This is a genomic window from Streptomyces sp. NPDC056734 (genome assembly GCF_042790455.1).
In the GTDB taxonomy this organism is placed as follows: domain Bacteria; phylum Actinomycetota; class Actinomycetes; order Streptomycetales; family Streptomycetaceae; genus Streptomyces.
This window is the reverse complement of record NZ_JBHTZD010000011.1, coordinates 137,655-155,120: the sequence shown is the minus strand read 5'-3', so window position 1 is coordinate 155,120 and position 17,466 is coordinate 137,655. Positions and strand designations below refer to the sequence as shown.

At 71.3% G+C, this 17,466-nt stretch carries 13 protein-coding genes; 2 read left to right on the top strand and 11 right to left on the bottom strand.

Going from position 1 to position 17,466, the window contains the following annotated elements; genetic code table 11:
- Window positions 1-2: 2 nt before the first annotated feature.
- The 10 genes from ACFRFC_RS18810 to ACFRFC_RS18765 form a co-directional block, all read right to left on the bottom strand.
- Complete coding sequence (locus ACFRFC_RS18810; protein ID WP_382688184.1) at window positions 3-1,268, bottom strand: amidohydrolase family protein; 1,266 nt, start codon at window positions 1,266-1,268, stop codon at window positions 3-5.
- The gene (locus ACFRFC_RS18805; RefSeq protein WP_382688181.1) at window positions 1,255-2,835 is read right to left on the bottom strand and encodes a hydantoinase/oxoprolinase N-terminal domain-containing protein; all 1,581 of its coding nucleotides are present in this window, start codon (window positions 2,833-2,835) and stop codon (window positions 1,255-1,257) included. Before ACFRFC_RS18805 ends, ACFRFC_RS18810 begins: the two co-directional genes overlap by 14 nt.
- Window positions 2,832-3,920, bottom strand: a complete 1,089-nt coding sequence (locus tag ACFRFC_RS18800; RefSeq protein ID WP_382688179.1) for a DUF917 domain-containing protein — start codon at window positions 3,918-3,920, stop codon at window positions 2,832-2,834. The genes ACFRFC_RS18805 and ACFRFC_RS18800 overlap by 4 nt, the downstream gene beginning before the upstream one ends.
- Window positions 3,917-4,618: an aspartate/glutamate racemase family protein gene (locus ACFRFC_RS18795; protein WP_382688177.1), complete on the bottom strand. Its 702-nt coding sequence runs from the start codon at window positions 4,616-4,618 to the stop codon at window positions 3,917-3,919. The genes ACFRFC_RS18800 and ACFRFC_RS18795 overlap by 4 nt, the downstream gene beginning before the upstream one ends.
- A gap of 25 nt (window positions 4,619-4,643) precedes the next feature.
- The gene (locus ACFRFC_RS18790; RefSeq protein ID WP_382688174.1) at window positions 4,644-6,053 is read right to left on the bottom strand and encodes an amidohydrolase family protein; all 1,410 of its coding nucleotides are present in this window, start codon (window positions 6,051-6,053) and stop codon (window positions 4,644-4,646) included.
- Window positions 6,050-7,909 carry a hydantoinase B/oxoprolinase family protein gene (locus ACFRFC_RS18785; RefSeq protein WP_382688171.1) on the bottom strand — a complete coding sequence of 620 codons (1,860 nt, stop codon included), beginning with the start codon at window positions 7,907-7,909 and terminating at the stop codon, window positions 6,050-6,052. Before ACFRFC_RS18785 ends, ACFRFC_RS18790 begins: the two co-directional genes overlap by 4 nt.
- On the bottom strand, window positions 7,902-9,584 hold the full coding sequence (locus tag ACFRFC_RS18780; protein ID WP_382688170.1) for a hydantoinase B/oxoprolinase family protein: 1,683 nt from the start codon (window positions 9,582-9,584) through the stop codon (window positions 7,902-7,904). The genes ACFRFC_RS18785 and ACFRFC_RS18780 overlap by 8 nt, the downstream gene beginning before the upstream one ends.
- On the bottom strand, window positions 9,584-11,629 hold the full coding sequence (locus tag ACFRFC_RS18775; protein WP_382688167.1) for a hydantoinase/oxoprolinase family protein: 2,046 nt from the start codon (window positions 11,627-11,629) through the stop codon (window positions 9,584-9,586). Before ACFRFC_RS18775 ends, ACFRFC_RS18780 begins: the two co-directional genes overlap by 1 nt.
- 376 nt (window positions 11,630-12,005) lie before the next feature.
- Complete coding sequence (locus ACFRFC_RS18770) at window positions 12,006-12,863, bottom strand: PaaX family transcriptional regulator C-terminal domain-containing protein (protein ID WP_382688164.1); 858 nt, start codon at window positions 12,861-12,863, stop codon at window positions 12,006-12,008.
- 9 nt (window positions 12,864-12,872) lie between these two features.
- Complete coding sequence (locus tag ACFRFC_RS18765; protein ID WP_382688161.1) at window positions 12,873-13,493, bottom strand: TIM44-like domain-containing protein; 621 nt, start codon at window positions 13,491-13,493, stop codon at window positions 12,873-12,875.
- A 105-nt stretch (window positions 13,494-13,598) separates the two neighbouring features.
- Between ACFRFC_RS18765 and ACFRFC_RS18760 the strand changes: the two genes are divergently transcribed.
- Both ACFRFC_RS18760 and ACFRFC_RS18755 read left to right on the top strand, forming a co-directional pair.
- On the top strand, window positions 13,599-14,789 hold the full coding sequence (locus ACFRFC_RS18760; RefSeq protein ID WP_382688158.1) for an acyl-CoA dehydrogenase family protein: 1,191 nt from the start codon (window positions 13,599-13,601) through the stop codon (window positions 14,787-14,789).
- A gap of 212 nt (window positions 14,790-15,001) precedes the next feature.
- Window positions 15,002-15,499: a flavin reductase family protein gene (locus tag ACFRFC_RS18755; RefSeq protein WP_382688156.1), complete on the top strand. Its 498-nt coding sequence runs from the start codon at window positions 15,002-15,004 to the stop codon at window positions 15,497-15,499.
- Window positions 15,500-15,773: 274 nt separating this feature from the next.
- Here ACFRFC_RS18755 and ACFRFC_RS18750 read toward each other — a convergent pair whose 3' ends face one another.
- Window positions 15,774-17,210, bottom strand: coding sequence for an MFS transporter (locus ACFRFC_RS18750; RefSeq protein ID WP_382688153.1), 1,437 nt, complete (start codon window positions 17,208-17,210; stop codon window positions 15,774-15,776).
- Window positions 17,211-17,466: the final 256 nt, after the last annotated feature.

Genomic DNA, 17,466 nt, shown 5'->3' with positions numbered 1-17,466 from the left:
TGTCACCTCACCGGGATCTGCCGCGCGGCGGCGGCTGGGCCAGGGCCTTTGCGGCGCGTTCCGCCGCGCCAGACATCAACGACATGGGCGGGGTCGGCGAGTACCGAGATGTCGGCGAGGGGGTCGGCGTCCAGGGTGATCACGTCGGCGTCGAACCCTGCGGCCAGTTGCCCGCTCCGGGGGGCTTGCGGGCCCAGGGTGCGCGGCGCGGTGGCGGTGGCGGCCTCTATCGCCGCCGCCGGGGACATTCCCGCCGCGACCAGCAGCGCCAGTTCGCTGCCGTGCGAACCCCATCCCAGGGTGGTCTCCAGCGTGGCGGACAGCGCGATGTCGGTCCCGGCCGCGATCGGCACCCCGCGTTCGACGGCCAGCGCGAGGGCCTTTGCGTGCCGGGCGGCGATCGCCTCCCCTTTGCGCCGCGCGAAGTCCGGCAGCCAGGCCTCGCCGAACGAGGCGAACACATTGCGGGTGGGCACCAGGATCGCGCCGGTCTCCAGCATCGCGTCACAGCACTCGGCGTCCAGGTAGGTGCCGTGCTCGATGGTGTGCACGCCCGCCTCCAGCGCCGCGATGATGCCGGGCTTCCCGTGGCAGTGTGCGGCGACCGCCCGGTCGGCCATCCCCGCGACCTCCACGATCGCCGCCAGTTCCGCCTTGGTCATCTGCTGGTGGCGGGGGTGGTCCACCTCGGAGAAGACTCCGCCCGAAGCGCACACTTTGATCACCTTCGCGTTGCGGCGCAGCTGTTCCCGGGCCGCCCTGGCACAGTCGGCCGGGCCGTCGCACTGACGCCTCTCGCCGACCGACACCGCCAGTTCGTGTCCCCATGCCGCCGGTACGTCATGGAGGTCGGCGTGCCCGCCGGTGGCGCCGAGCAGCGCGCCGGCCGCGTAGATCGCCGGTCCCTCGACGGTGCCCTCGTCGACGACCTTCGCCAGCTCGGTGCCCAGTCCCCCGAGTTCCCGTACCGAGGTGACCCCGGCGTCCAGCGCCGCCCGCAGATCGGGCACCGCCCGCGCGCCCCGCACGGCGGGGTTCGTGAAGGCGAAGTCGGCGCTGCCGACGCCCCGCAGGCCGGTCACATGGACATGGCAGTCCCACAGTCCCGGCATCACCACACGCGCCCGGGTGACCTCGGCGGCCGAAGTGGCCGGTGCCCCGGCGGCAGGACCCGCGTAGCCGATCGTCGCCCCGTCGAACACCACCACACCGTCCAGGACCGGGTCTCCGCGGCCCGGTATCAGCAGTTGCGCCTCAATCCGCCGCATGGTGTTCCTCCTTGGCGCGGGATCCGACGGCCGCGGCGGCCAGGTCGCCCACGGCCCTGGCGCGTACCCGGACCATCCGCTCCTCCAGGTAGGGCACCGGCATCTCCTCGATCTCGACGATGCGTACGGTGCCGGGCAGTGCCCCGGCGGCGACCGCCCGTTCGACGGCCGCGGCGCGGGCGCGGGACAGAATCGACTCCCGGCCCTGGTCCGCCGGCTCGATCCGGTCGACCTCCCCGCCGGCCTGCGCGATCGCCGCGCCGACCGCGTTGGCGACCTCGAAGTGCTCGGGGCGTACGACGCGCGAGGCGCCGGCCAGTTCGGCGCCGACGAGGACGCTGCCGCCGCCGACCACGATCACCGGCTCCGGATGGCGGGTCAGCTTCATCCGGTCGAGCGCGTCCTCGATCATCGTCCGCATGGCGTCCAGTCCCCGCTGTGCCATCGAGGCGTCCACGCCGGACACCAGATCCGCGTTTCCCACCTGTGCCCGGCCGCCGGCGACCGCGAGGTCGGTCGCGGTGAGGGTGCCGCCGCCGAACACCAGGGCGCGTTCGGTGATCGCGTAACCGACGCTGTCGGGTCCGAGCGTCGGCTCGTCGCCGCGTACGACGCTGCCACCGCCGAGGCCGACCGAGATGAGGTCGGGCATCCGGAAGTTCGTCCGGACGTCACCGAACGTGGCGGTGAGAGCCGACTCGCGGGGGAACCCGTGCACGAGCGCACCGACGTCGGAGGTCGTACCGCCGACGTCGAGGACCAGTGCGTCGGACAGCCCGGAGAGGAAGGCCGCGCCGCGCATGCTGTTGGTCGGCCCGGAGGCGAAGGTCAGCACCGGGTGGCGTTCGGCCTGTTCGGCCGCCATGAGCGTGCCGTCGTTCTGTGTCAGGTACAGCGGCGCGCGGATGCCCAGTTCGGCGAGGCTGCGCCGGAAGGACGACACGGTCGTCACCGCCAGCGGCCGGAGCGAGGCGTTGATGGCGGTGGCGTTCTCGCGTTCGAGCAGCCCGAGTCGCCCGATCTCGTGCGACAGCGTGACGGTGAGCCACGGCGCCTCCTCGGCGATGAGCTGTGCGGCGCGCTGCTCCATGGCGGGCGCGATCGGGGAGAAGACCGCGACGACGGCCAGCGACTCCACGCCCGCGGCGACCAGCTCCCGTACGATTCCCGTGATCTCCGCCGGGTCGAGCGCGGAGAGTTCACGGCCGTCGTACTCGTTGCCGCCGTGGGCGAGCCGCCACTGCCCGCCGATGGAGGCCCGCAGATCCGCCGGCCAGTCGTCGAACGGGTCGACCGACTGCGTCGCCGGGAGACCGAGCCGCAGGATCGCGGTCGGCGCGAGCCGCCGGCGCTCGATCACCGCGTTGGTGAAGTGCGTCGTGCCGATCATCACCGCCGTCGGTGCGGCCCGGTCGACGCCTGCCGAGGCCAGCAGTGAGGCGATCGCCGTCACGATGCCGGACATCGTGTCGGCGGTCGTGGCGGTCTTGGTCTTCGCGAGGAGGGTACGGCCGTCCATCAGGACGGCGTCGGTGTTCGTCCCGCCCACGTCGATGCCGATTCTCACCGGGTCGCCTCCATCGGTTCGAAGGTCAGGTCGTAGCCGAACGCGTGGGGGCCGACCACCTCCAGGGCTCGTGGCGTGCGCAGCAGGTCGGAGCAGGGCACCCCGAGGACCGCCACGCGCAGGCCGTAGCGCAGTTGCTCCACGGTGACCGGGTCGCCGTCCTCGTGGTTGACCATGCAGATCAGGTCCGGGACGGTCGCGACGACGTCGTCGTCCCGCCAGGCGACCAGGAACTCGTTCTGGAACGAGATCCTCATCCGGCCCCCGGCATCCGCGTCGGTGCCGTCGAGGACGAGTTGTCCACGGGTGAACCCGTCGGTGCTGCGGCGTTCGACGTCGACGACCTTCCCGCGGAACAGCGTCCGGCCGCCGGTCACATCGAGGATCGCGTCGAGCACCTGCTCCGTACGGCCCGCGCGGGCACGGCGGACGCGGGCGCCTAGGTCGCGTGCCCACGACAGCGTGCCGCCGATGGCGGTACGCCTGGCGTCGGCGCCGGACATCCACGCCACCGCGCAGCCGGCGAAGCCGCCCATCTGCACGGCGGAGGCGCGGGCCAGGCGTTCCAGCCAGTGACTGTCGACGCCCTCGGAGTAGATGACCCGGTTGCCCTTCTCGTCCGCGAGGGCGCACGGGAACGGGGAGACGCCGTAGATGAGGTAGGTGATCATCGGCATCACCGGGAAGGCGCGGCCCATGCCGTCCGCGTCGACCAGCGGGACACCGAGGTGTGCCGCGACGATCATCGGCTCGATCGAGTTCCCCCCGCCGATCTCGGCGGGCAGGATCGCGTCGATGCGGCGCCCTGTGTGGTCCTGGAGGGCGCGTACCGCGTCGGTCGTCTCGGTGCCGCGGGGCAGTTTCTCGACCGAGACCGTCGGCGCGCCCATCCCGCCCGCGACGCAGAGGTTCCAGTCGTCCTGGACGTCCTCCAGGGCGACGACCTCGATCCTCTTGCCCGCGCGCAGCAGTCTGCGCGCCATCAGCCTGCCGAGGTACGGGTTGCCCCCGCCACCGGTGCCGAGGATGCCGGCCCCGATCACGAGGGAGTCCAGTGCTTCCTCGTCGATGCGCCAGCCGCTCATCGGGCCTCCGTACGCCAGGCGGGCAGCGCGTACGCCGGCCCGCTGTGCCGCACACCGAGCGTCAGCTGCGACACGACCGCGGACACCGCGGCGGCCGTCGGGTCGATGACCGGTACGTCGTGGTGGGCGAGCGCCGCGCGGAACGCGTCGGTCACCCCGCCCATCCCGGTGCAGCCGAGGATCAGCACGTCCGCGCCGTCGTCGGCGACCGCCCGTTCCGCCTGCTCCACCAGCCTGGTCACCAGCAGTTCGTGGTCGCGCAGTTCCGCCACCGGCATCTCGACGCCGCGTACGGACGCCAGCCGGTCCCGTCCCACATAGGTGTGGGCGAGTTCCCTGACCACCGGGGCGCCGCTGGCCGCCGGCAGGATGACCGAGAACCGGTCTCCCAGCGTGATCGCCATCGTCATCGCGGACTGGGCCGGTGCGGTGACCGGCAGACGCGTCAGCTCCCGCGCGGCGCCCAGCCCGGGATCCATGAAGCAGCTCAGGACGATGCCGTCCACGCCGTCGGCCGCGGCGCTCTCGACGGCGTCGAGGAGCGCCGGCAGGGCATGGGCCTCGTCGGCCCGTGTCTCGATCGAGGGCGGTCCGTCCGCCAGCCAGCCGATCTCGGGTCGTACGTACGACGGCAGCGCGGGTACGACGTCGTCGCCGAGCGCCCCCTCGACGACGGGGTAGATGATTCGGATGCGCATCAGCTCTCCTCCTTCGGTCACCGGGTCACCGCACCGGCCAGGGTGAACGCGTCGTGAGACCGAGGCGGCCGAGGGCCTCGGCGGCGGCCTTGTCGGTCTCGGCCCGCAGGACGTCGGGATCGACGGTGGTGAGCCGGCCCGCGTCGACGGCCACCCTGCCGTCGACGACGACGGTGTGGGCCGAGTGCCCGGTGGCGCTGTAGACGAGGTCGGCGATCGGGTTGGCCAGGCCGCGCGGCTGCCACTCCGGCCCGGTCGTGTCGAAGACGACGAGGTCGGCGCGCTTGCCGGGCTCCAGGGAGCCGATCTCGTCCTGCCAGGACAGTGCCCGGGCCCCGTCGACGGTGGCCATCTCGAACGCCTTGTGCGCGCCGATCACCAGCGGGTCCTGGCGCGCGTCCCGGTGGGCGCACGCCGCCAGGTACATCACCCGGACCAGGTCCAGGAACCGGCTGACGCAGGCCGCGTCCGTCCCCAGTGCGACCGGCACTCCGGCCGCGACGAGTTCCGGGACGCTGCCGTGGCCGATCGTGCCGAGGCCGCCGAACATGGCCGGGGTCGGACAGTGGACCGCGCCGACGCCGTCGCGGGCGAAGACGGAGATGTCCTCGGCCGGCAGCCATCCGACGTGCGCCAGCACCGGGTGGTGGGACAGCACGCCGAGCGACTCGTACCGGACGGCCTGCGGGTTGCGCCCGCCCTCGGCCGCATCCGACCGCAGGCCCTGGAAGTGGCCGACGATACCGACGCCGAGCGCGCCGGCCTGCTCGGCGACGGCCGTGCACAGGTCGTCGGTGACGCTGAGCGGCAGGTCCAGGGCGAGACAGGCCCGGATGCGTCCCGCGGCCGCTCCGTTCCAGCTCCGTACCGTGTCCACGGCGCGGCCGACGATCGTGTCGACATCACCGGCGGCGGCCCGGAAGGGGCCGGGCAGGTCGCTGGTCTGGCGCGCGACGATGCCCCGGATTCCGGTGTCGATCGCCGCCCGGGCGACCGCGTCGGGGTGCGGTCCGGCCGCGTCGCAGAAGCAGGTGGTGCCGTTCAGCAGCATTTCGGCGAAGTTCGCGCGGGCCGAGAGGTACGCCTCTTCGGGGGTGATGCCGTAGTCGAAGGGGCCCACGTACTCGGTGGCGCGGACCCGTACGTCGCCGACGTCGTCGATCACCCCGCGCAGGAGGTAGTCGTGCGGGTGGTTGTGGCCGTCGATGAGCCCCGGGGTGAGCAGGCCCCGCGGGACGTCGATCACCCGGGCGGGTCGGTACGCGCGGGTGAGGTCGGCCGCCTTGCCCACCGCCACGATCCGGCCGCCCGAGACCGCGACGGCGCCGTCGCGCACGATCTCCCGGTCCGGGTTCATGGTCGCCACCGCACCGGCACACACGAGGAGGTCGACGGGTGGTGTGCCGTCGCCCGGCCCGCCGGGGGTCCCGGTCACGACGCGGCCTCGACGCGATGCCCGATGCCCGCGCGCCGTATCGTCCGCTCGCGGCCGAGGCCGCGGCGCCGGCGCGGGCCCGGGCTGGCCCGGCGCTCGGCGCGCTCCCGGGCGGTGGCGACGGCGTCCACACTCCAGGTTCCGCTTCCGGCGTCGATGACGACGCCGTAGTCGTATCGGGCGCCTTCGACGGAGACGTAGTCGTCCAGTACGTCGTCGAGGACCGCGCCGGGGTCCCGGTCGAGGGGGTCTCCCCAGCCGCCGCCACCGCCGCTCTGCGAGTAGATGGGTCGCGCCGGGTCGTAGGCGACGTGCGCGATCGGCCGGTCCGCGCAGATCAGTTCGTCGGGCCCGCCTTCGTTGACGACGATGAAGTTCCCCGCCCCCTCGTAGCCGCCCACCCATCCGGTCAGGGGGTGGACCGCCGACTGGACGAAGAACGCCGCCTTCATGCCGCTCGCGCCACGGTCCACCCGCCGCATCCCCAGGGCGGGGGTTCCACGCCATCGGCCCGGTGCGGCGGAGTCGGTGGTGAACTCGGTCTGCCGGTAGAGGGTCGGCTGCTGGACCTCGGTGACCTCGACGTTGACCGGCCGTGCCACGCTGAACGGGGTCGCCCACATGCCCCAGCCGTCGTGCCCGTGCACCGCGCTGTTGGACATCGAGACCATGGACATGTCCATGAACATGAAGAAGCGCGGGTTGCGCGCCGAATGCGTCTGGAACCGGTGCTCCCGGTCGTCCGTTCCGTAGACGATCGGGCCGCTGATGTCGATCGACACGTTCGCGGCCCGTTCGGGGGCGAACTGCTCGCACGCCTTCATCAGTGCCTGACCGATCTGACAGCCGGAGACGACGGTTCCGGTCATGGTCGCCGCCGGGGAGACCGGGTTCACGATCGTGCCCTCGGGAAGGCGGATGGTGAGCGGCTCGAAGAACCCGGCGTTCACCGGGATGTCCGGGCAGAGAGCCGACAGGACGATGCCGACGTAGGCGATCGTGTTCGGTCTGGCGCTGTTGACCAGGCCGTCGGTCTGCGGGTCGGTGCCCTCGAAGTCGATGGCCATCCGGTCGTCGTCGATGGTGATCTCGACCTGGATCCGGAGGTCGTCGTTGCCCGCGTTGTCGGTGTCCACGAGGAACTCGGCCGGATAGACACCGTCGGGCCACTCGTGGATCTGCCGGCGGAACTTGCGCTCGCAGTGGCCGAGGATCCACTCCAGTGACTCGTCCACCGTGTCCAGGCCGTAGCGGTCGACGAGTTCGCGGATGTGCTGCTCGCCGATCCGGCAGGCGCCGATCATCGCCTCGATGTCTCCCTCCACCACGAAGGGGACACGGTTGTTCGCGGTGATCAGGTCCCACACCTCGCGTCGGCGCTCACCCTTCTCGTAGAGCTTGAGCGGTGCCAGGCGAAGTCCCTCGCCCCATACGTCGCGGCAGTCGAAGTTGACGTTCGGTGTCGGTGAGCCCTGGTCCAGCACGTGCAGCCGGGCCGCGGTGAACAGCCGGGGCCGTCCGTCGAAGAAGATCGGCACGACCACCGACCAGCAGCCGCAGTGGCTGCCGCCGTGGTAGGGGTCGCCGACGATCAGCGCGTCGCCGGGGTGCAGATCGCCGCGGAAGAAGTCCACCGCGGCCTGGCAGGATGTCGAGAGGGCGAACGAGTGCGCGATGATGCCCGCGCGCGCGACCATTTTCGCGGTGGTGCCGTCGTAGCGGTAGATCCCGCCCCCGCAGTCCTTGGCCTCGTTGACCATCGGATTCGGCGAGGTGCGGCAGATCGTCTCGTAGAGGTGCTCCGCCGTGGTGTCGAGATGGCTGCGGACGATCTCCGCCGTGATCGGATCAGTCATGGTTTCCGCCGTTCGGCTCGTCGGCCCGCAGGCCGTAGATGTCGCGCGCGGCGGCCTCGGAGATGAGCCCGTCCGCGAGGTCGTCGAGGACCGCCGCCCGCTCGCGCAGGGCGGGATCGCCGCAGCCGCCACCGCCCGCCAGACGCATCCGCAGCCGGCCCGCGGTGATCTCCGCGTCGGTGGCGCCGAAGGGTGCGGGCCGCCAGCCGTCCCCGGTGCGGAACGCCACTTCGCCGGCCCGGCCCGGCGCACCGCCCGCGAGTCCGGGCACCGGGGTGCCGACGGTGCGGGTCCACAGGGTGTACCGCCGGTCGGGAGCCGGGGAGAGGACCGTCTCCACGCCCGGCGCTCCGCGCCACTGACCGGCGCCCGCGCTGTCCTCGACGAACTCGACGCGCTCGACGCGCGTCGCCTGCGTGGTCTCCCACTGCTCGACGGAGTGCAGTTGCGCGCGCGTGGACAGCTGCGGCGGCCCCCACCCGTCGCGTCCGGTCATGGCGCCCGCGCCGCCGACGGCCCAGCGCGCGAGGTCGAGCTGATCGCTGCGGTCGCTCTCGGGGCGGCTGAGCAGCAGGGGCCGCGGGACCGTCAGGGCGGGTACGGGGCGCCCGCCCGCCTGCCGCAGGGTCGTGGCGACCACCTCGGTGACCTCGTTGCCGCAGTGCACCGAGCCCCAGCCCACCGGTGCGGGCTCGACCGGATGCACCACGGTGCCCGGGCGGGTGATGGTCCGCACCGCCCGCAGCAGGCCGCTGTTGGCCGGGATCGTCTCTCCCAGCATCGCGAGGACCGCGCTGAGGGCCCGTGAGGCGGTCGTGCCGGCGCTGCTGTTGACGAAGAGCGGGAGCTGGTCGTCGCTGCCGGTGAAGTCCAGTTCCAGCCCGTTCTCGTCCACGGTCGCCGTCAGCCGGATCACCACCGGGTCCTTGGTGTGGTCCTCGCACTCCAGCGCCTGCTCGCCGTGGTAGGTGCCCCGGTCCCAGGTGCGCAGCACGGTGCGCGCCAGCTGCTCGCTGTACTCCTGCGCGTACGCCAGCGCGCGGCGCAGGGTGTCCGCCCCGTGCCGGCCGATCAGCTCGCCCAGGCGCCGGTCCCCCAGGGCCAGCGCGGCCATCGCCGCGTCCAGGGTCCGCCGTGTCTCCTGCGGGCGCCGGCCGTTCAGCAGAAAGGCGTAGAGCATGTCGCGCACCGGCCGGCCGCGGCGATGGATCTTGACCGGCGGGTACGGATGTCCCTCCGCGAGGATCTCCGTAGCGTCCGGATGAAGGCTTCCTCCGGCCTGACCGCCGATGTCTCCCACGCGCACCCGCACCGCGAGGAACAGCAGGAGTTCGTCGTCGGCCATCAGCGGCGCCACCAGTGTCACGTCATGCAGCCGCGTGCCGCCCGTGTACGGGTCGTTGGTGAGGATGACATCGCCCTCGGCGAGGTCGAACTCGAAATGGGCGGCGACATGCGCGACCGTCTGCGCCATCGACGCGACCTGCGACGGATCGTCCGTCGCCACGATCGCGCCCCTGGCATCGGTGATCGCGACCGCGAACTCACGGTCCTGGCTGATCGACGCGGTGGGGGCGGTGTTGGCCACCACCGCACCCAGTTCGTCCGGGCACGCTCCCAGGGTGGTGCGCAGGATCTCCAGCTCGATCTGTTCGTTCGGCGGGGCGGTGGCCATCAGTTCACGACCTCGATCACATAGGTCTCGTACTGGTCGAGCATCGCTTCCTGTCCGGCGCCGACCACGATGGTGGTGCCCGGCTCGTGGATCACGGCGGGACCGGTGACGACATTGCCGGGTTCGATGCGCGCGCCGTCGTAGACCGGCGTGTCCACGAACCCGCCGAGCCGCTCGAAATACGCCTGACGGCTGCCGACCCGGGCGGCGGACGCGTCCTCGTCGCCGAACTTGCGCGGGGTGACCACCGCGTCCATGGAGCGCAGGCCCGTCAGTTCCAGCCGGACGGAGACGATCTGGACGGGTTCGGCCGGGCGCTTGTGCGCGTAGAGCTGCTCGTGCAGATCGTGGAAGTCCTGGACGGCCCTGGACAGCGCCACGGCCGAGATCTTCCGGGTGCGGGTGTGCAGGGGCACGATCACCTCGTGGACCTGGCCCTCGTAGCGGATGTCCAGGTACCGCTCCAGGCGAATCGTTTCCGCCGGTGGCAGCAATGCCTCCGCGTCCGCCTGGACCTGCGAGAACACCCCGGTCAGCTCCTCGGGGTCCACCGCTTCCACGGTGCGTACGTACGACTGCACGCGCGAGACTTTGAAGTCGGCGACCAGGCCGCCGAACGCGCTCAGCACCGAGGCGTTGCGCGGCACCAGCACCGTCTTGATGCCCAGGTCCGCGGCCTGGACCCCGGCGTGCACGGCGCCGGCCCCGCCGAAGGCCATCAGCGCGTAGTTGCGCGGATCGCGCCCGCGCTTGACGGAGACGTACCGCAGCGCGTTGGACAGGTCGCTGTTGGCGATACGGAAGACGCCCACGGCCGCCTCGGTCACGGAGATGCCCAGGGGACCGGCGACATGTTCGGCGAACGCGGCCTCCGCGGCGGCGCGGTCGAGTGCCATCCGGCCGCCCATGAACCTGTCCGGGTCCATGAATCCGAGCAGCAGGTTGGCGTCCGTCACCGTCGGACGGGTGCCGCCCCGGCCGTAACAGGCCGGTCCCGGCGAGGCGCCCGCGCTCTCGGGGCCGACCCGCAGCGCGCCCGCGTCGTCGACCCGGGCGACGGACCCGCCGCCGGACCCGATCGTGTGGATGTCGACGAGGGGCACGGCCACGCGGTAGCGGCTGATCCAGTTGTCGACGCCGACCTCCGGCTTGCCGTCGTGGATCAGGCAGACGTCGTAGCTCGTACCGCCCATGTCCGCCGTGATGAGGTTGCGGTAGCCGGAGCGCTCGCCGAGTGCCACCGCCGCGACCACTCCCCCGGCGGGTCCGGACAGCACCGCGTCGACGCCGTGCCCGGCCGAGTAACCGACGTCCATGACACCCCCGTTCGACTGCACGACGACGAGTTCGCCGGTGAATCCGGCAGCGCGCAACCCCTCGTCCAGGCGCCCGAGGTAGTTCCCGAGCAGCGGGCTGGTGTACGCGTTGACCACCGTGGTGCTGACCCGCTCGAACTCGCGGATCTGCGGCAGGACGTCGCAGGACAGCGTCACGAAGCAGTCCGGATGCTCCTCGCGGACGATCTCCGCGATCCGCCGTTCATGGGCGTCGTTGACGAAGGAGAAGAGCAGGCAGACCGCGATCGACTCGATCCCCGCCGCCTTGAGTTCCCGGGCCGCCTCGCGCACCTCGGCCTCGTCCAGTGGCAGGACGACCCGGCCCGCGTCGTCGATCCGTTCCGTCACGCCCTTGATGTGCCGTCGGCGCACGATCGGCTGGGGAGCCGGGAGCCGCAGGTCGAAGAGGTTCTCCTTGTAGCCCCGGCGCAACTCCAGGATGTCCCGGAATCCCTTGGTGGTGATCAGGCCGGTCGCGACGCCGCTGTACTCCAGCATCGCGTTCGTCACGACCGTCGTGCCCAGGATGAAGAACTCCGTTTCCGCCAGGAGTTCCGTGCTGGATGTGCGGTAGTGGGCGGCGACGGTTTCGACCGCGTCGAGTACCGCACTCGCCTCGTCATGTGGCCGGGACGAGACCTTCCCCGTACACACGCCGTCGGACCCGTTGGTGGCGACGACATCGGTGAAGGTTCCACCGACATCCACTGCGATGGTGTAGCCCACTGGGCCGACCCCTTTCGAAAGACGTGCTCCGTCGCTGCGCAGGGTTCTCGCGTGACAGGGCGAGCCAGGATGTGACCCTCAATAAGCTATGGTTGAGTCAACTGAGGTGTCAAGCATTGTGCGGACGCGGTTCGGCCACCGGCGCGATGGAGGGGGTCAGCGATGGAGAGGGTCTGCAAAGGGGCGGGGACGCGAGAGGCACGTACGCCAGGGACGGACACAGTCCGGGGGTGCGGACATAGCGCGGGGGTGCGGACATAGCGCGGGGACGGACATAGCCCGGGGACGTACACCGGCGGACAGACACAGGCCGCCGGTGTACGTCCCCGGGCTCGGTGAGGGAGGGGTCGGGGTCCTCCTACTCCTCCGCCCCCTCCTGCCCTGCCACCCCCTCCTGCCCCGCCGCCCCCTCCTTGTCCCCGGCGACCTCGGTGAAGTGGCGGGTCGCCTGGGGCAACAGCCCCTCGTACAGCGAGCCGAACATCGCGATCGCCTTCGGACGCAGCGCGGGCCGTGGCATGAACCGGTCGGGAAGCTCCGGGTCGAGGTACGGGAACCCGCGGAACTGCTGCGTGGCACGGGTGCACACGACGAACGCCTCGCGGTCGTCGAGCTTTCGCTGCGCGGTCTTCGTACGGTACGGGCCGAACTCCTCCAGGAACTGGCCGTAACGCTGCTGCACGTCGTCGAGGTCCCACGCCTCGCGCAGCACCACGTCGAGGTCGAGCTGGGGCATCGGCTGCCCGACGAGGACGCAGGCATGCTGGGCGACACCGAGATTGCCGAGCACTTCGACCACCGCCTCCCCCCGGTCGTGCGGGGCGAACCAGGTGCCGTGCTGCACCGAACCGAAACCCATCAACCGCAGCCAGCGGCTGAGCGCCGTCCGCTCGGAACGCAGCTCGTCGGGCAGTGAATGCCAGAGGACCGTCCAGGTCCCCAGCTCCCCCACCGCCTCACCGAACCGGCGCAGCCGCTGGTCACCCGCCTCCATCAGCGCCTGGGTCTCCGGCGTCAGACCGTAGAACACCTCGCGGCCACGCTTCGTCCGCACGATCAGGCTCCGCTGCGCCAGCCGATTCAGCGCCGCCCGGGCACCGTCCTGCGGGACACCCATCTCCCCCAGCAGGCGCACCAGGCCGCCCGACCACGCGAGCTGGCCCTTACCGCGTACGAAGGTGCTGAAGATCGTGAAGCACAGGTCCTGTGGCTGCATGGTCAGAGCCTATGGCCTGGCCACCGGCCCCCCGTCAACCGGAGTGACCCCCTCGGACCGGAGGCCGGACAGCACCCAGTCGTACCGCCCACCGGCCACCGCCGCCCCGCAGGAGCGGCACTCACCGAGCCTGCCGACCCGCAACGCGGACGCGCAGTTCGGGCACTCCCCGTCCAGGATGCGGCGGTCCGGCGTCCGGGCACCCACCGCTCGCCGGAACTCCCAGAGCTCGGTGACCGGCCCGGGGGTCCGGTCGCCGGAGAGGATGCGGCCGGTGTCCTCGTCCACCTCGTAGGCGGCACAGGTGAATTCGATCCGCACCAGCACCCGGTCGAAGTCGTCGGCGCGGCTGAACCCGGTCAGGTCCAGCGAGTCGAGGCGCATGCCCTCCAGGACGCTGCGCCTGCGTCGGTCGATGAACAGCTGGACCTTGACGCTCCAGTCCCGGTGTGCGCCGGGGCTCATGAACGGCCGCGCCAGTTCCGGATCGCGGTCCTGCCAGGCCCGCCCCAGCAGGAAGAAGGCCCGCCCGGCGCGGCGCTCGAAGTCGCCCGGATCGAAGGAAGGGTCGGTGCGCCGAATACGGGCGACACCCTCGTCGTACGGGAGGACCTCTTGACTCGATCGCATTCCATTAGATTACAGTTCAGTCTACTGAGGTGTCAATCTTGACGGCGGACGGTCGCCCGAATGACGATCGTCACGAGAACACCACAATGCGAAGGAGTGCCGCGCATGTCTGCCATCGAATCCGCCCCGGTGAGTCCAGAGGAACTTGTGCGTCGCGCGGTCGGGCTACAGCCACTGCTGGCGCAGAACGCCGCCCGCGCCGACACCGAGCGCCGGCTCCCCGACGAGAACATCCGGGCACTCAAGGACGCCGGTCTGCTGTCGCTCGGGGTCCCCCGCCGGTTCGGAGGCCAGGAGACCACGATCCGCACCCAGCTGGAGGTGTCCTCGACGCTCGCCGAGGCATGCGGCTCCACCGGATGGGTGGCGCAGAACATCAACGGGGCCTGTGTGATGGGAGGCGTGTATCCCGACCGCGCGCAACGCGAGGTCTGGGAGGCCGAACCGTCCGCCCTGCTGTGCGGCACGATGGCGCCGGTGAAGGACGTCGTACGGGTGCGGGGCGGCTGGCGGATCAGTGGCAAGTGGCGTTATGTCTCCGGGATCTACCACACCCAGTGGGCCTACGTCGGGTTCCCGCTGGTGGACGACGACGGCAAGCAGACCGACCTCGGGGTCGGCCTGATCCCGCTCTCGGAGGGCACTGTCGAGGACACCTGGTTCATGGCGGGCATGCGCGGGACGGGGTCCAGCACCCTGGTGCTCGCGGATGTCTTCGTCCCCGAGCACCGGGTGCTGCGGGCCCTCAGGGCGATCGAGGGCGAGCACCCCACCGAGCACGGCGACGAGGTGTTGTACCGGACATCACTCGGCCCGGTGCAGACCCTGGTCATCGCGGGCGCACAGCTCGGTCTCGCGCGTGCGGCCCTGAAGCTGGTCCGTGAGGCGGCGCCACGGCGCGGCATCAGCTACACCAGCCGCCTTCAGGCCGAATCGCCCGGATTTCAGATCCAGTTGGGGGACGCCGCGCTGCGGATCGAGTCCGCCCATCTGCACGCCTACCGGGCGGCCGAGGAGATCGACACCGCGGCGGCGAACGGTGAACGGCTGCCCTACGAGCGGCGTGCCCACATCCGTGCCGAGTGCGGATGGATCTGTGACCTGCTCCGCGGCGCGGTCGACGTTCTGGTCAGCGCACACGGTTCGGGAAGTTTCGCCGAGTCGAACACGCTCCAGCGGATCTGGCGTGACCTCGGTGTCGCCTCCCGCCACGCGGCGATGACCTCGCAGCTCGGATACGAGACCCACGGCAAGGCACTGCTCGGCCGTGACGAGCGGCCGATGCTCGTGCTCTAGGGCGTGTCTGACGATTCCCGTCGTCGCCCGGAGGGCGGCGCCGCGGCGTCAGGTGCGTGCTCTCGGCGTGCCGGGCACGAGCCCTCGTACTGGTTGTACGTGGGCTTGTGCCCGGTGCGGCGAGAGTGCGTGCATGGCGTCACGGGGCAGGCGGGAATTGTCAGACACGCCCTAGGTGTCCAGGGCGTTTCTGAGGTGACAAGGAGACACCGATGACCACATCCGATGATCTGCGCACGGCCTTCACCGACGTCATGGCCGCGGTGCCGGCCGCGGTGTCGGTCGTGACCGCGATGGACGGGGATCGCCCGCACGGCACGACCGTGAGCGCCTTCACGTCGCTGTCGCTGTCCCCGCCGATGATTCTCGTCTCGCTCGACCAGCGGTCGGACCTGCTGGCACTGGTACGCGCCGGGGGGCGGTTCGGCGTGAACGTCCTCGCCAGTGCGCAGTCCGCGCTCGCGACGACGTTCGCCCGCAAAGGCGCGGCGAAGTTCGCCGAGGTCACCTGGCACCGGGAGGACGGTCTCCCCCGGCTCCACGGCGTCTGCGGCTGGCTCGCCTGCACGGTGTCCGGACTGGTCGACGGAGGCGATCACGTCATCGTGCTCGGCACGGTCGTACGGGCCGAGACCGGCGGACGAGCCCCGTTGACCTACCACGCCCGTGGCTTCGGCACCCACGTCGCGTTCGACGGAGCATCACTGTGACACGGTGACCGCCGGCCGAATCCGTCCGGCGGTCACCGGAGTCAGTGGGGCAAGGAGTCAGTGGGGCAAAGAGTCAATGGGTCAAGGAGTCAATGCGGCAGGGAGTCAAAGCGGCAGGGAGTCACTGAGTCCGGCCAGGTCACCATCGCCCCGCCGTTCAACGACGCCCCGAGTGCCGCCTCCGCGCCGCCCATGGTCCGCTAGACCCGGGTGGCCGAACTGTGTGACGGCGGCAAGCGGTTCCGGCCCGTACGGCGGGTGCCACGCGTCCGCGTCAGGCGTCGGCGTGGCGCGGTGTGAGGCGGGCCGGAAACACCAGGCTCAGCAGGAGCGCGACGAGCCCGATGCCGCCGAGGACGACGAAGACCGAGGCAAAGCCGTCCCAGGCCGGCAACGGGGTGCCGGGGATGGTGGAGCCGGCGACGAGCCCGGCGGTGATCTGGGAGCCCAGCGCGCCGCCCACGGACCGGGCGACGAGCGAGAGGGCGCTGACGCTGGCGACGCGCTCGGCGGGAACGGTGGCCATCACGATGTTCATGGCCTGGGTCATCCCGACGCCGATGGTCAGCCCCACCATGCCGGACGCCACCGCGATCACCCAGGGGGCGTGGGGCACGGCGAGCAGGATCAGGGCACCGGCGAGCATGGCGGCGTTGGACAGGGCGATCACCCAGCGGACTCCGATGCGGCGTTCCAGCCGTCCGGTGAGTGGTGCGGCGATCAGCGCCACGACACCGAGCGGGAGGAGGTAGAGGCCGGTGAGCGTGGCCGTACCGCCCAGCCCGTAGCCCGTGGCGGCCGGCAGCGCGACGAGCATCGGGATGGACACGAGCAGGGCGGTCGTCCCGAAGCCGGCGACGAAGGCGACCGCGCAGGTCAGCAGCACGGGTCTGCCGCGCAGCAGGCGCAGTTCGACCAGGGGTTCCGGGATACGCAACTCGACGGCGGCGAACACCGCGAGGACGGCGACCCCGCCCAGGATCAGCCCCAGCACCGGCGGCGAACTCCATCCGTGCTCGGCGGCCAGGGTGATCCCGAGCAGTACGCACGCGAGGCCGGCGGCGAACAGGGCGGCGCCGGACCAGTCGACCCTGCCCTGCTTGACCGGTGGGGCGGCGGGGACGGACTTCCAGGCGACCGCGATGGCGACCAGCATGACCGCGAGAGCGATCCAGTAGAGCGAGGTGTAGGGCAGCGCCGTGAGGACGATCCCGGTGATGAGGAGGCCCGCCACCGTCCCCACGCCGCCCGCCGCGAACAGGAGGCCGTTGCCCATCCTGGCCCGTTCGGGACTCTGGGTGTCATTGAGCAGGCCGACGGCCAGCGCCATGTACCCCCCGCCCGCCCCTTGCAGGATCTGCCCGGCGGTCAGCAGGACCACATTCTCGGCGAGTGCGGGCAGCAGGGTTCCCACGGCGACGGCGACCATGGCGCCGATGAGCACGGTCCGCTTGTCCCGGATGTCGCCGAGCCTTCCGGTCAGCGGGGTCAGAATGGCGTTGGACATCATCAGGCCGGTGAAGACCCAGGCGATCGCCGGTGCGGAGACACCGAGGGCCTGCTGCATCGTCGGGAAGGCGGCCGGGAGCCCGTTCTCCAGCATCATGTAGCCGAAGAACATGGTGACGACGGCGAAGAGCGCGCCGCGGGCCGAGCCGCGCCGGACCGTACCCGCCGGTGCCGGCGTGGACAGAGGGGGCGTGGATTGCATGATGTCTCCTGCGGGTCGCAGACGGAACAGAACGTTGCGACGACCCCTCCGACGGTCGCGGTCACGCCCGTCGGAAGCCACCCGAAGTCGTCGTTCACCGATGAGCGGCTGGTCGGTCGAGCAAGGGGGAACGGGTTGGGGAACCAGACCCGTGGCGAGTTCCACCGGAAGGGGAACCAGGTGACGTTCAACGGGCGGACAGGCATACGCCCGGTGCGATCGGAGCCTCGGCAGCGGAATGCAGGACGGTGCGGGC